This window comes from Caballeronia sp. LZ003 (assembly GCF_031451465.1).
Taxonomy (GTDB): Bacteria; Pseudomonadota; Gammaproteobacteria; order Burkholderiales; family Burkholderiaceae; genus Caballeronia.
The window spans coordinates 1,514,060-1,527,045 of the sequence record NZ_JARUXJ010000004.1 but is presented as its reverse complement, the minus strand read 5'-3'; the positions used below and the strand labels follow the sequence as shown (position 1 = coordinate 1,527,045).

Genomic DNA, 12,986 nt, shown 5'->3' with positions numbered 1-12,986 from the left:
GATCAGGTTGCCTCAGGTGGAGTGTTTCGGCGCGACCGGCGTCGCTTCAATGCGGATTCGAGGCTTTCTTTTGTAAATGTCGTGCCGGGCGTTTCCAGGTAGAGATGCATGCCGAGTTCACTCAGCAACTGAAGCACCTTCCCGACCTGAGCCGTTTCCTTCCCCAACTCAATTTGAGTGATGAATTTGGGCGATAGGCCAGTCGCCGTTGCCAACTCGTCGCGCTTGAAACCTTGCGCGATGCGTACGGCCCGCACTAGCGCACCTAATGCGACAACATCCGTTATTTGGTTGCGTTGTTCAGTCATGGCTGGCCCTCTCGTTCCCGCTCGGGAACATTATGCCACGCTGGCCTCAAACAGGCTGCCTTGGTATCCGCTCGGGAACGAAGGCCCTCAACAACTTATAAAAATCGCATCTCGTACCCGCTCGGGAACGCAGGTTACGGCGATGCATGCATTTCCGATATAAGTCGCACGATTTTGCAAATAGGAAACAGCTTGCACAAGCGTGAATCCCAGCCTCTAAAATACCTCACCGTTCTCCAAACAAGAACAGTGATTTGAATCTATCTGGTATTCAACTCAGCAGGGCAAATCCCCATACTTGGTTCGTACACGGAGAGACCCTCCGTAAAGGTCAGCAAAACGCGCCTCCGCGTTAGAAGACTGTCAAGAACCCAACATAAGGACTGAAGCCCGCCATGAAGCTCTATCACCATCCCCTCTCCGGCCACTCCCACCGGGCGCGGCTTTTCTTGCACCTTCCTGCCCTCGATCACGAAGAAGAAGACGTCGACCTCGCCGCCAACGCGCACAAGTCGCCTGAATTCCTGCGCCTGAATCGCTTCGGCCAAATCCCGGTGCTTACCGACGGCGATCACGTCATCGCCGATTCGAACGCCATCCTCGTCTACCTCGCGAAGAAAAGCGGCGATGCCCGCTGGCTCCCCGAAACGCCCCTCGAAGCGGCCCAGGTGCAACGCTGGCTCTCCGTTGCCGCAGGCCAGATCGCCTACGGCGCATGCGCGGCGCGTCTCGTCACCGTGTTCGGCCGGAAGTTCGATACCGAAGAAGTCATCGGCCGGGCGCACGCTTCGCTCGAAGTCATCGACGAAGAATTGCAGTCGCGCGACTGGATCGCCGATATCGGCAGCTCGCATCCGACCATCGCGGATGTCGCGCTCTACAGCTACATCTCCAGCGCGCCCGAAGGCAACGTCGATTTGTCCGGTTATTGCCATGTGAACGCGTGGCTGGCGCGCGTGGAAGCGCTGCCCGGATTCATCGAGTTCCAAAAGACGGCGGCCGGGCTGCGGGCCTGAGACGATCATGTCCTTCTCCAGTCCCGTCACGATGGACGCGCCGTGGCATCGCGGCGAAATCACGCTGCAGAAAACCGCGGGCGTCTACGAGCGCATGCAGGAACAAGGGCGGCGCGTGGTGCGCAGCTTCATGCCGGAGCAGCATCGGCAATTCTTCGCGCAGCTGCCGTTCATCGTCACGGGCGCGGTCGATCGAAACGGCGACGCCTGGGCCACGCTCCTCGCGGGCCGACCCGGTTTTCTGCAAACGCCTGACGCGACGACTCTCGCCGTCAGGCATCCGCGCGACAAGAACGATCCCGCCGATGCCGGCATGAACGATGGCGCATCGGTCGGCATGCTCGGCATCGAACTGCATACGCGGCGGCGTAATCGCATGAACGGCGTAATACATCGCCATGGCGACCGCGCGTTCGAAGTGGCCGTCGAGCAGAGCTTCGGCAATTGCCCGCAATACATTCAACTGCGCGATTTCGCATTCGTGCGCGAGCCTTCCGAGCCTTCGAGCTCGAAGCCGGTCGAAGAAGATCCGCCCTCGCCACGCACAAGGGCGATGATCGAACGCGCCGACACCTTCTTCGTGGCATCGTATTTCGACCGCGAAGACGGGCATCGTCAAGTGGATGTGTCGCATCGCGGCGGCAAGGCGGGTTTCGTGCGCATCTCCGACGATGGCGTGCTCACCATTCCCGACTTCGCGGGCAACCTCTTCTTCAACACGCTCGGCAATATTCTTGTGAACGGACGCGCCGGTCTGCTCTTCACGGACTTCGAAAGCGGCACGCTGCTGCAACTTACGGGCGACGCCGAAGTGCTCACCGATTCACCCGAAATCGCCGCGTTTCAAGGCGCGGAAAGGCTGTGGCGCTTCACGCCGCGTCGTGTCGTGCTGCGCGAGAATGCGCTGCCCTTGCGCTGGGCGCTGCGCCGCGAAGGCTTTTCGCCCAATGCGCTGATGACGGGCGACTGGGCGGAGGCATCCGAACGCATGAAGGCGGCCGCGCTCGCCAACGCGTGGCGGCCGTTCAGGGTGAGCCGCATCGTCGATGAAAGCGATGTCATCCGCTCTTTCCATCTGCAACCGGCGGATGGCGCGGGCATCGTGGCGCACGCGGCCGGCCAGCATTTGCCGATTCGCGCGCATCTTCCCGGCGAAGCGAAGCCGCTGATCCGCACGTACACGCTGTCGGTGGCGCCATCGGACGGGATGTATCGCATCAGCGTGAAGCGCGAAGGACGCGTGTCCGCGCATCTGCACGACACATTGAAAGTGGGCGATGTCGTCGAGGCGCGCGCGCCGGCGGGCAACTTCACCATCGACGCGCTGGAGCGACGCCCGGCCGTGCTGATCGCGGCGGGCGTCGGCATAACGCCGATGATCGCGATGCTGCGGCACGTCGTCTACGAAGGCCTGCGCAAGCGCCGCATCCGCCCGACGTGGCTGATCGTATCGGCGCGAACGCTCGCCAATCGCGCGTTCGCCGCCGAGATCGATGCACTCGTGCAAAGCGCGGGCGGCGCGGTGCGCGTGATTCGCGTGCTGAGCGACCCGCAAGGCGCGACCTTCAAGGAAGATTACGAGGTCTCGGGGCGGATCGATATCGACTTGTTGACGAGCTTTCTGCCGTTCAACGACTACGACTTCTATCTGTGCGGACCGGGCGCGTTCATGCAATCGCTCTACGATGACTTGCGCGCGCTCAACGTGGCCGACACGCGCGTCCATGCCGAAGCCTTCGGTCCCGCATCGCTGCGACGCACGGCCGATCGCGGTATCGAGACGAAGCCGATGCCGCCAGCGGCCACGCAAGCCGTATCGGTGAGTTTCCTCAAGTCGGACAAGCGCGTGCAATGGTCGCCCGAAAGCGGCTCGTTGCTCGATCTGGCCGAAGCAAACGGCGTCGACGCGGAGTTCAACTGTCGCCGCGGAACGTGCGGCACGTGCAGGACGCGCATCAGGGAAGGCGCGGTGACCTATGCAAGCGAGCCCGCGTTTCATGTCGGCGACGACGAAGCCTTGATCTGCTGCGCGCTTCCCGCGGAACAAAGCGCGCCGCTGCTACTCGATCTCTAGATTGCGCGGCGCGCCAGCATGCCCGAGAATGCACGGCAACTTCCCAGCCCGCAGGCCGTGCGCCCCAACATGGATCGTTTCCAGGCAATGTCGACCTTCGTCACCGTGGTCGAAACCGGAGGCTTCGCGTCCGCCGCGCGCAAGCTCGAAGTGTCGCCATCGGTGGTGAGCCGCGTCGTCACGGAACTCGAAGAACGGCTTGGCGTGCGGCTGCTCACGCGCACCACACGCGTCGTGCGTCTCACCGACGCAGGCCGTGGCTACTTCGAGGACTGCCGCCGCATTCTCGGCGAACTCGACAGCGCCGACCTCGCCGCGACCGGCACTCATTCGTCGCCGCGTGGCGTCCTCGCCATCACCGCACCAGTCATGTTCGGCCGACTGCATGTCATGCCGGTGATGCTCGACTACCTTTCGCGCTATCGGGAAGCGGACGCCAGTTGCTGGTTTGTCGACCGCGTGGTGAATCTCGTCGACGAAGGTATCGACGTGGCGGTGCGGATCGCGGAACTGCCGGACTCGTCGCTGCAGGCGATTCCCGTGGGTCACGTGCGGCGGGTGCTGTGCGCGTCGCCCGAATATCTCGATGAACACGGCACGCCGCAACATCCCGCCGACCTCGATGACCATACGATCATCACGTCCACCGGCTCCTCGACGCCGCCCGAATGGCGTCTTTACGAGGGCGAGCGGCATATCGTCGTGCGCGCGCGGCCGCGCCTTTCCACCACGACCAACGACTCGGCGATGGAAGCCGCGCTCGCGGGCTTCGGCATTGCGCGGCTGCTTTCTTATCAGATCGCGTCGCATCTGAACGAAGGCGCGCTCGTCACCCTTCTCGCCGATTTCGAACCGCCGCCGCTGCCGGTGCATCTCGTGCATCGCGAAGGGCGCCATGTCGCACAGAAGGTGCGCGCGTTTCTCGATCTCGCCGTGCCTGCGTTGCGCGCGAATCCATCGCTGAACTGGCGTTAGTTTTCGGTTGCGCGCGGCGGGCAAGACACGCGCGCTTCGAAGCTCGTCCGCTCGAATCGAACGGCCGTTAGCGCGCGCCCCGTGCAAAATGCCGGCAAACCATGCAACATAGCTCTCTCGACCGGATGTCACGGTCGCCGCGCTTCGGCTTTTCTGAACCTTCAACGGCTCACGCACCATGACGAATCAAACATCTTCCTCGAATGAACGCCCGCTCGACATGATCATCTTCGGCGGCGGCGGCGACCTTGCCGCACGCAAGCTGCTGCCCGCGCTCTACATGGCTCATTCGCATTGCAATCTGCCGCCCGACACGCGCATTCTCGCGATCGGCCGCAAGGACTGGACGCGCGAAGACTATCTGAAGAATTTCATGGAGAAGCAGTCGCGCCCGTTCATCGACGAAAAAGGCTTCGATGCGCAGTCGTGGGACAAATTCCTCGCGCTGTTCGACTACGTGCGCGTGGATGTCGAAAACCCGGACGACTTCCGCCGTCTCGCCGAAGCATCGCGCGAAAACGCGCAGCGCGTGTTCTATCTTTCGACCTCGCCGGAACTGTTCACCACCATCTGTGACAATCTCGCGGCAGCGGGTCTCGTGGACGAGCAGTCGCGCGTCGTGCTGGAAAAGCCGCTCGGCCACGATCTCGCCTCGGCGGTCGAGATCAACAACGCCGTCGGCAAGCGCTTCAAGGAAGAGCAGATTTATCGCATCGACCATTATCTCGGCAAGGAGACGGTCCAGAACCTGATGGTGCTGCGCTTTGGCAACGCCATCTTCGGTCCGCTGTGGCAAGCGCCTTATATCAAGAGCGTGCAGATCACGGTGTCGGAAACGGTGGGCGTGGGCAGCCGCGCGGGCTTTTACGACCACACCGGCGCGCTGCGCGACATGGTGCAGAACCACTTGCTGCAACTGCTGTGCATCGTGGCAATGGAACCTCCCGTCTCGCTCGATCCCGACGCCGTGCGCGACGAAAAGCTCAAGGTGCTGAAGTCGCTGCGGCCCATGTCGGTCGCGGATATCGCCCGCGACACCGTGCGCGGTCAGTATGCGGCGGGCGCGGTCGGCGGCGAAGCGGTGAAGGGCTATCTGCAGGAAGACAACGTGCCCGCCGAAAGCCGCGCCGAGACCTTCGTCGCATTGCGCGCGCATATCAACAACTGGCGCTGGGCCAACGTCCCGTTCTTCCTGCGCACCGGCAAGCGCATGCAGAACCGGCGCTCGGAGATCGTCATCGACTTTGCCGACTTGCCGTTCTCGATCATTCCGGCGGGTCCGCGTCATTACGGCAACCGGCTCACCATCACGTTGCAGCCGGAAGAATCAATCCAGTTGCAGATGATGGCGAAGGAACCCGGCAGCGGCATGCAAATGCTGCCCGTCAATCTGAACCTCGATCTGCAGCAGGCGTTCACCGAGCGCCGCGCGGAAGCGTATGAGCGTTTGCTGATCGACGTGATTCGCGGCCGTCTCACGCACTTCATGCGCCGCGACGAACTCGAAGCGGCTTGGGCGTGGGTCGAGCCCATTCTCAACGGCTGGAAGGAACTTGGCGACAAGCCGCGCGGTTATACGGCGGGAACGTTCGGCCCGGCGGCTTCATCGGCACTGATGGCGCGCGAGAATCTCGCGTGGGCCGAGGAAGCGTGATGCGTTGACTTCACGCTGACTTCGCGGCGGGCGCTTTATCGCATCATCGAGCGAGCGCCCTGCCGCGCGGACCACGCCGTGCCGACCGCCATCACCCACGCGAGCACGACGATCCCGCACAGAATGCCGGACAGCCGCAGCACGGCGGGCATCGGGTCCGACGACCAATGGTGGTCCTGCACGAAGACCATGATGAACGCGATGCTGAACTGCCGCCCGACATAGCTCGCGCCCTGCGAGCCCGTCTGCACGTGACAGCCGAGCCACACGCCCGCGCACAGCGCGAGCATGCAGGCGAACGCGTTGTCGCCCAGCAGTGGCAAAAGCGCTAGGCTCACCGCTCCCGCCAGCAGACAGCCGACGAGCCGCTGCACCATGCGCTGCGTGACGGGTTTTTTCGTCGGCTTGTCCAGTGCGGATGCGGGCAAGATCAGCACGGCAACGGCCGTTACCATCGCCTGCGCGAAGCCGGGCAGATTCCACGCATACGCGAGCGCCGCGAGAATCATGATCGACCACGCGGACTGCCATGCCAGGCGCTTGCGCATGACGTTGGCAACGTGCTGCGCGTGCGCGGCTTCGAGCGCTTGCACGGCTTGCGCGGCATCGGAGGGAACGAGCGTGATGGCATGCGTGACGGCGAGGCTGTTGGCATTCACCCTGTCGGCCGTGGACGACGCCTGCGCGCCCGGCACGAGCGCCGCGCCACGCTTTTTCCGATAATGCTGCACGCCCGCGTGAAAGAGCGCCGACACGGCCACGCACGCCACGGTGCCGACGATCACCTCGACCACGCGCAGCACCGCGAACGAAGCCGTCGCCGATGCCGAATCGAGCCGATGCGCCTCGAACGTCACCATCAGCGCGGTCACCGCGCCGAGCACCCAGGCGTAGCCGGCATCCGAGACGAGCGCGCGAAACACCGAGAAGCCTGCGATCAACCCGAGCAGCGGCACGAAGAGCCACGGCACATCGCCGATGAGCGGCCCGGCCACCGCCCCGAGCAACGCGCCCGCCACCGTGCCGAGCACGCGATGCACGCCGCGTTGCGCGCACGCGGAGAACTTGGTCTGCATGACGGCGAAGCCGCTGATGGCGGCCCACCAGATGTGCGTCAAGTGAAACGCGTAGGCCAGCGCGACCGCGAGCGCCACCGAGAACATCGCCTGCGTGGCGAAGAGCGCGCGCTCGGGCGTCGGTTTGATCGCGATGAGTTCGCGGCCCAGCGAGACGAAGGCATCGCGCAGAACGGGCGCGAGCGCGTCCACGCCGCTCAGGGCGTCACGTTCGAGCGGCGGGGCGGCTCGGGTCGAGTTTTCGTTGGGCATTGTCCGAGCGTCTTCGAGGATGCACTTTGCAGCGTAGTCGCGATGCGGCCCGAGCGCAAAGGCAAGACAAAAAGACGGCGGATTGCGTCAGACCCGCGAAGTCAGCAGTCGAATGCCTGCGACTGCGAAGACGAGCGCGAGCGCGGCGTCGAGACCGCGCTGGATGCGCGTGTAGATGCGGCGCGCCGATGCCATCGAAAAAAGCGCGGCATAGCCGCCGAACACGCATACGCCGATACACAGACAGCCCGCGACGACCGCGAGCATGTGCGCGGTGCCCTCGCCCGCCGATGAGCCGAGCGCCGCCACCGACATCCATACGAGAATGGCCTTCGGATTGGTCAGATGCAGCAGCGCGCCGCGCGCATAGAGCTTGCGCGTGTCTGGTTGCCCAGTCGTTTCCACCGACGATGCACGGCGCGCCGGCCGCCACGCCGAGCGGCCCGACTTGAACGCGAGCCACAAGAGATACACGCCGCCGCACAGCTTGACCGCGACGAGAAAGCCCGTGTATGCCGTCAACACGGCGGAAAGGCCGAGCGCGGCGAGCATCGCCCAGAAGAAGGAGCCGGAGATCACGCCCGCCGCGAAAGCGAACGCCGCGCGCCGGCCGAAAGTGCTCGCAATCGACATGATCGCGAGATTGCTCGGGCCGGGGCTTGCCGTGCCGACGAAATAAGCGGAATAGGCCAGCAGAAGGTTGGCGCTGACAAATGCGTGAGCAGACATGGAGTGGCTCCGGCGAGTCGAGTGTTTGCCGATGAGCGCGAGCTTTCGCGCCCGCCGATATTCTCGCCGACCGAAGCACCCCCGCACATGCACGATTCCCACGTGAACCGGCAGGCCAGTGCGTGATCAGTCCGCATAGCGCTCGATGCCATCCGCCAGCGCGTCGAACACGGCGCGGCAGCGCGGACTGCCGCGCAGATCTTCGTGCATCGTCACCCAGGTTTCGAGCTGAAACGTGAATACTTTCGGCAGCACGCGCACGAGCGACTCGTTGCGCCGGGCGAGCGCCACCTGACACATGCCGAGGCCCGCGCCCGCGCGGATCAGCGCAAGTTGCGCGAGGTCGCTGTCCGAGCGCAGGGCGAACGTATCGCGCGAAAATTCCGGCAGCGACTTGCTCGCTTCGCGTACGAAGGCGTTCGGCTGATCGAAACCGATGATCGCATGCCGATCCAGCGCCGCCACGTTGCGCGGCGTGCCATGCTTCGCGAGATAGTCGCGATGCGCGTGCAAGCCCACTTCGATCCGCCCGACGCGCCGCGCGACGAGTTGCGTTTGCTTCGGCCGCACCATGCGCACGGCGATGTCGGCTTCGCGTCTGAGCAGGTCCTGCACGCGATTGCTGAGGACGAGTTCGATCACGAGACGCGGATGCCGCTCGCGCAACGCCGCGAGAATAGGCGGCAACACTTCGACGCCCACGACTTCGCTCGCCGATATCCGCACGGCGCCCTGCACGCTCGCGCCATCCGCATGACCCGTCGCGGCGCGTTCGAGCGATGCGGCCGTGCTGTGCATCGCCTCGGCATGCGCGCGCAGGTCGAGCGCGACATCGGTCGGTTGCAGGCCGGTTTGCGAGCGCGTGAACAAGCTTACGCGGAGCGCCTTTTCGAGCGCCTCGACATGCCGTCCCGCAGTAGGCTGCGTGATGCCGAGCGAACGCGCCGCGCCCGAAAGCGAACCTTCCTGCAAGACCGCCAAAAAAGTGCGGTACAGCTCCCAGCCAATACTCTCTGCCATACGAATTTGTATATCTGCTCAACGAGGTTAGGCAATTTTATTGTATCGCCGCACGGCACAGAATAAGGTCTTCGATCCATAAGAGGCGCAAGACATGACACACGGCGAACAGGCATTGGTGCTCGGGGCGAGCGGCGGAATTGGCAGCGAAGTGGCGCGGCAGCTGCGCGATGCGGGCTGGCGCGTGCGCGGCATGAAGCGGGGCGCACCCGACGCGCGGCCCGACATGCATGGCATCGAATGGATTCAGGGCGATGCCATGAACCGCGCGGATGTCACGCGCGCCGCACGGGGCTGCGCGGTCATCGTGCATGCGGTGAATCCGCCGGGCTACAAGCGCTGGGCCGACTTCGTCTTGCCGATGATCGATCACACCATCGCCGCCGCGAAAGCCGAGGGCGCGACCATCGTGCTGCCGGGCACGGTGTACAACTTCGGGCCGGACGCGCTGCCCTTCATCGATGAGCGCGCGCCACAGCGTCCGCTCACGGAAAAAGGCGCGATACGCGTGGAGATGGAGGCGCGACTGGAACGCGCGAGCAAGGAAGGCGCGCGCGTGCTGATCGTGCGCGCGGGCGATTTCTTCGGGCCGAAAGCGGGCAACAACTGGTTTTCGCAGGGACTCGTGACGCCGGGCAAACCGGTCAGGAAAATCAGTTGTCCCGGTGCGCGCGGTGTCGGACATGAATGGTCGTATCTACCCGATGTGGCGCGCACGATGATCGAGTTGCTTCGACGCCGCGATACGCTCGCACCCTTCGCGCGCTTTCACATGGGCGGACATTGGGACGAAGACGGCATGCAGTTCGCTCGTGCTATCCAGCGCGTCGCCGCGCGCAACCGGCCGCGCATCGTCGGGTTTCCGTGGTGGTTGCTCGCGCTGGCATCGCCCTTCAATACGACGTTTCGAGAGCTGCGCGAGATGCGCTACTTATGGCGCACGCCGGTGCGCATGAACAATGCCTTGCTCGTCCATACGCTCGGCCACGAACCGCACACGCCGCTCGATGAAGCCGTCGAAGCCACGCTCGTCGGACTCGGCTGTCTCGATCTCGGCGAGCGCGCCTGACCGAAGCGCGGACTACTTCTGGGCGCAATGAAGCTCGGCTTCGTAAGCAGCCGAAGACGACGGCTCCCGAAAGCGCTCACCTTTAGACGCTCGAAAGCCGCCAAATCGATGGAAAAGCCCTTTGTTTTCAAGGCTCCGTGCCAACCGCGAGCATGCCTCCCGAATACCCTCACCTTTCGCGCTGATACACGTCATCCGCCTCGCACGCGCTAGCGGCTTTTTGCCTGCGCTATGCTGCCTTTCCTTCCAACGGCGATTGCAGGAGACAAGTCCATGAGCATTACCGCGCCCGCGCCCAAGCAGCAAAGCGACGCTTTTCCGCCGCAAGGTCTCACGCCCACGCGCGAGCAGATCATCCGGCATCTGCGGCATTCGAGCGTTATCGCCGAGCGTGCAACCTTGCTCGGTCATCATCCGTTCGGCGCGATCCTCGTCGGTCCTGACCAGGAAACCGTGTTGATGGAGCAAGGCAATGTCGATACCGTGAATCACGCGGAGTCGGTGCTCGCGCGCGTCGCGGCGCTCAACTTCACGCCAGAGTACTTGTGGAGCTGCACGCTCTATACGTCCGTCGAGCCGTGCTGCATGTGCGCGGGAACCGCGTATTGGGCGAATATAGGACGCGTGGTGTATGGACTGACGGAAGCGCGTCTGCTGGAAGCCACCGGCAATCACGAAGAGAATCCGACCATGAGCGTCTCGTCACGCTACGTGTTCGATCACTGCCAGAAGCCCGTCGAACTGATCGGCCCGGTTGCCGAAGTAGAAGACGAGGTGCTACGCGTGCAACGCGAGTTCTGGGCCAAACGCTAGACAAGCCTCTTGCAGTGCAACATGAAGCAAGCAAGATGGATTGGCCGTCATGCGTTGACTGCATACATGAGCCGGGTTCATGCATGGATGAACATCGATCGTTTGTCATCGGATCGCGGCGGGGAGACTATAACGATAACGAGGCAACAAACATTGGAGACCCGCCATGAACGAAGTGCTCGAAAAACCCACATCGTCGATCGTCAAGGAAGGCAAGGTATCGATCTATCAGCCGGAGCAGGAAGGGCTGATCTTTCCTGAATTGCCGGAATTCAAGAATGCGGCCGAACATCGGCAGTATTTGAAAGAGCGGCTAGTGGGTGCATGTCGCGCGTTCGCGCTGCAAGGCTTCGATTACGGTTTCGCCGGGCATCTCACCGTGCGCGATCCGGAAAACCCGGGCCTGTACTGGACTAATCCGATGGCCATTCACTTTTCGCAAGTGAAGGTGTCGAATCTGATCTGCGCGGATCACAAGGGCACCGTCGTCGAGGGCAATCACGCGATCAATCGCGCCGGCTTCGTGTTGCATGCGGCCGTGCATGAGATGCACCAGGATATCGTCGCCATGTGCCACGCGCACACGCTCTACGGCACCGCGTTCGCGTCGCTCGGCAAAGCGCTCGAACCGATCTCGCAAGACGCCGCTGCTTTCTTCGAAGATCACGTCGTGATCGGCGAGGAAGCGGGCAAGGTTGCGGTGGAAGTCAAAGGCGGCAACAAAGTCGCGCTCGCCTTCAAGGGCGTGAAAGCCGCGATCCACCAGAACCACGGGCTGCTCACGGCGAGCCGCCACAGTATCGACTCCGCGGCGTTCTGGTTCATTGCGCTGGAGCGCTGCTGCCATCAGCAACTGATGATCGAGCAAACCGGCATCACGCCTAAGCTCGTCACGCCGGACCGCGCGCGTTACAGCCGCGAACACGTGGGCAGCGACTATATCGGCTGGCTGCACTTCCAGACTATCTGGAACGACCTCGTCGCCACGCAGCCGGACATGTTCGACTGATCAGATCACGTTGAGCATGTTCAACGCCGTCTCCTGAAGCGGCGGCAAGACCCGAGCGAGCGCAGCCTCGCTCGTTTCTTTTCCGATAGGCATATTCGCCGACAAAGCCGCGACCACTTGCCCGTGACGGTTCTTCATCGGCACGGCGATCCCGCGCACGCCCACCTGCAATTGCTGTTCGATTGCAACGTAACCCTCCACGCGCGCCGCGCGAATCTTTTCGTACAACCTTTCCTTGTTGGTAATGGTGAGCGGCGTGAACGGCTTGAATTCCGTGGCGTCGAGCCACTTGCGCACCGCTTCCTCGTCCGGCTTGTGCGCGAGCAGAACGATGCCGCCCGACATCAACGCCGCCGGCACGCGCGCGCCGAGCACGAACCCGGTGGTCATGACGCGCGTCGAGCCGTTTCGCGCGATGATGACGAGATCCCACTCGTCCAGCACACTCACATACACTGATTCGTGGATCAGCGCGCTCAACTGCTGCAGATAAGGCTGCACGATACGCGGCAGCCGCGCCGAGTCGAAGTACGACCAGCCCACGCGCAACACGCGCGGCGTCAGGTTGAATAGCTTGCCATCGGTTTGCACGTAACCGAGATGTGCCAGCGTCAGCAAATAGCGGCGCGCGGCCGTGCGCGTCATCCCGGTGCGCACGGCGGCTTGCGTCGGCGTCATGCGAGCGTGCTGGTCGTCGAAGGCTTCGAGAATGGCTAGACCTTTCTCCAGTCCGGCGATCCAGTCGCGCTTGTCGAGTGTCGATGTTTTCGTCATGTTCGTTGCTCGAATGGGGCAGCCGGCGTGCGCTGACAAAGCCGAAAGGTCAGTGCTAACCCCCAATTCGGTCGATTATCGGACACACGCGTACGATTATCGCGCAAAATGCGTCATAAGTCGTTGCCGCGATCAGCCAGCGCTCTTATGCTCGAAACACTTCTGAGCGAGGCGTATTCCGGTGATCCGAATGCCCTGCCGCTCGGCCACGAGCAGC

At 63.2% G+C, this 12,986-nt stretch carries 12 protein-coding genes; 7 read left to right on the top strand and 5 right to left on the bottom strand.

Annotated features, from left to right (window positions below; translation table 11 throughout):
* Positions 1-2 precede the first annotated feature (2 nt).
* Positions 3-308, bottom strand: coding sequence for a helix-turn-helix domain-containing protein (locus tag QCE79_RS30755; RefSeq protein WP_244828941.1), 306 nt, complete (start codon positions 306-308; stop codon positions 3-5).
* A gap of 395 nt (positions 309-703) precedes the next feature.
* Between QCE79_RS30755 and QCE79_RS30750 the strand changes: the two genes are divergently transcribed.
* The 4 genes from QCE79_RS30750 to zwf all read left to right on the top strand — a co-directional run bounded on the left by QCE79_RS30750 (position 704) and on the right by zwf (position 6,027).
* A complete protein-coding gene (locus QCE79_RS30750; RefSeq protein WP_309850387.1) occupies positions 704-1,324 on the top strand; it encodes a glutathione S-transferase in 621 nt (206 codons plus the stop codon).
* 7 nt (positions 1,325-1,331) lie between these two features.
* Positions 1,332-3,398 carry a pyridoxamine 5'-phosphate oxidase family protein gene (locus tag QCE79_RS30745; protein ID WP_309850383.1) on the top strand — a complete coding sequence of 689 codons (2,067 nt, stop codon included), beginning with the start codon at positions 1,332-1,334 and terminating at the stop codon, positions 3,396-3,398.
* Positions 3,399-3,467: 69 nt separating this feature from the next.
* Positions 3,468-4,373 (top strand): LysR family transcriptional regulator, encoded by a 906-nt coding sequence (locus QCE79_RS30740; RefSeq protein WP_250526532.1) that lies wholly within the window; start codon positions 3,468-3,470, stop codon positions 4,371-4,373.
* A 178-nt stretch (positions 4,374-4,551) separates the two neighbouring features.
* Positions 4,552-6,027, top strand: a complete 1,476-nt coding sequence (gene zwf / locus QCE79_RS30735; RefSeq protein WP_244828944.1) for a glucose-6-phosphate dehydrogenase — start codon at positions 4,552-4,554, stop codon at positions 6,025-6,027.
* Positions 6,028-6,062: 35 nt separating this feature from the next.
* Here zwf and QCE79_RS30730 read toward each other — a convergent pair whose 3' ends face one another.
* The 3 genes from QCE79_RS30730 to QCE79_RS30720 form a co-directional block, all read right to left on the bottom strand.
* Positions 6,063-7,355 (bottom strand): FUSC family protein, encoded by a 1,293-nt coding sequence (locus QCE79_RS30730; protein ID WP_250526453.1) that lies wholly within the window; start codon positions 7,353-7,355, stop codon positions 6,063-6,065.
* 87 nt (positions 7,356-7,442) lie between these two features.
* Positions 7,443-8,084, bottom strand: a complete 642-nt coding sequence (locus QCE79_RS30725) for a LysE family translocator (protein WP_309850378.1) — start codon at positions 8,082-8,084, stop codon at positions 7,443-7,445.
* 126 nt (positions 8,085-8,210) lie between these two features.
* On the bottom strand, positions 8,211-9,104 hold the full coding sequence (locus QCE79_RS30720) for a LysR family transcriptional regulator (protein WP_309850375.1): 894 nt from the start codon (positions 9,102-9,104) through the stop codon (positions 8,211-8,213).
* A gap of 94 nt (positions 9,105-9,198) precedes the next feature.
* Between QCE79_RS30720 and QCE79_RS30715 the strand changes: the two genes are divergently transcribed.
* The 3 genes from QCE79_RS30715 (at position 9,199) to QCE79_RS30705 (ending at position 11,995) form a co-directional block, all read left to right on the top strand.
* A complete protein-coding gene (locus tag QCE79_RS30715; RefSeq protein WP_250492993.1) occupies positions 9,199-10,173 on the top strand; it encodes an NAD-dependent epimerase/dehydratase family protein in 975 nt (324 codons plus the stop codon).
* A 273-nt stretch (positions 10,174-10,446) separates the two neighbouring features.
* Entirely contained in the window at positions 10,447-10,986 is a 540-nt protein-coding gene (locus QCE79_RS30710) for a nucleoside deaminase (RefSeq protein ID WP_250467687.1), read from the top strand.
* Between the two features lie 166 nt (positions 10,987-11,152).
* Positions 11,153-11,995 carry a class II aldolase/adducin family protein gene (locus QCE79_RS30705; protein WP_250492994.1) on the top strand — a complete coding sequence of 281 codons (843 nt, stop codon included), beginning with the start codon at positions 11,153-11,155 and terminating at the stop codon, positions 11,993-11,995.
* Here the strand turns inward: QCE79_RS30705 and QCE79_RS30700 are convergent, their stop codons facing one another.
* On the bottom strand, positions 11,996-12,769 hold the full coding sequence (locus QCE79_RS30700) for an IclR family transcriptional regulator C-terminal domain-containing protein (RefSeq protein WP_244828951.1): 774 nt from the start codon (positions 12,767-12,769) through the stop codon (positions 11,996-11,998).
* Positions 12,770-12,986 lie beyond the last annotated feature (217 nt).

What these genes read in the sequence shown, in the direction of transcription:
- QCE79_RS30705 (WP_250492994.1), top strand. Translation starts at nt 11,153, where the DNA reads ATGAACGAAGTGCTCGAAAAACCCACATCGTCGATCGTCAAGGAAGGC.
- QCE79_RS30750 (WP_309850387.1), top strand. Translation starts at nt 704, where the DNA reads ATGAAGCTCTATCACCATCCCCTCTCCGGCCACTCCCACCGGGCGCGG.
- QCE79_RS30720 (WP_309850375.1), bottom strand. Translation starts at nt 9,104, where the DNA reads ATGGCAGAGAGTATTGGCTGGGAGCTGTACCGCACTTTTTTGGCGGTC.
- QCE79_RS30730 (WP_250526453.1), bottom strand. Translation starts at nt 7,355, where the DNA reads ATGCCCAACGAAAACTCGACCCGAGCCGCCCCGCCGCTCGAACGTGAC.
- QCE79_RS30700 (WP_244828951.1), bottom strand. Translation starts at nt 12,769, where the DNA reads ATGACGAAAACATCGACACTCGACAAGCGCGACTGGATCGCCGGACTG.
- QCE79_RS30755 (WP_244828941.1), bottom strand. Translation starts at nt 308, where the DNA reads ATGACTGAACAACGCAACCAAATAACGGATGTTGTCGCATTAGGTGCG.
- QCE79_RS30710 (WP_250467687.1), top strand. Translation starts at nt 10,447, where the DNA reads ATGAGCATTACCGCGCCCGCGCCCAAGCAGCAAAGCGACGCTTTTCCG.
- QCE79_RS30725 (WP_309850378.1), bottom strand. Translation starts at nt 8,084, where the DNA reads ATGTCTGCTCACGCATTTGTCAGCGCCAACCTTCTGCTGGCCTATTCC.
- QCE79_RS30745 (WP_309850383.1), top strand. Translation starts at nt 1,332, where the DNA reads ATGTCCTTCTCCAGTCCCGTCACGATGGACGCGCCGTGGCATCGCGGC.
- zwf (WP_244828944.1), top strand. Translation starts at nt 4,552, where the DNA reads ATGACGAATCAAACATCTTCCTCGAATGAACGCCCGCTCGACATGATC.
- QCE79_RS30740 (WP_250526532.1), top strand. Translation starts at nt 3,468, where the DNA reads ATGGATCGTTTCCAGGCAATGTCGACCTTCGTCACCGTGGTCGAAACC.
- QCE79_RS30715 (WP_250492993.1), top strand. Translation starts at nt 9,199, where the DNA reads ATGACACACGGCGAACAGGCATTGGTGCTCGGGGCGAGCGGCGGAATT.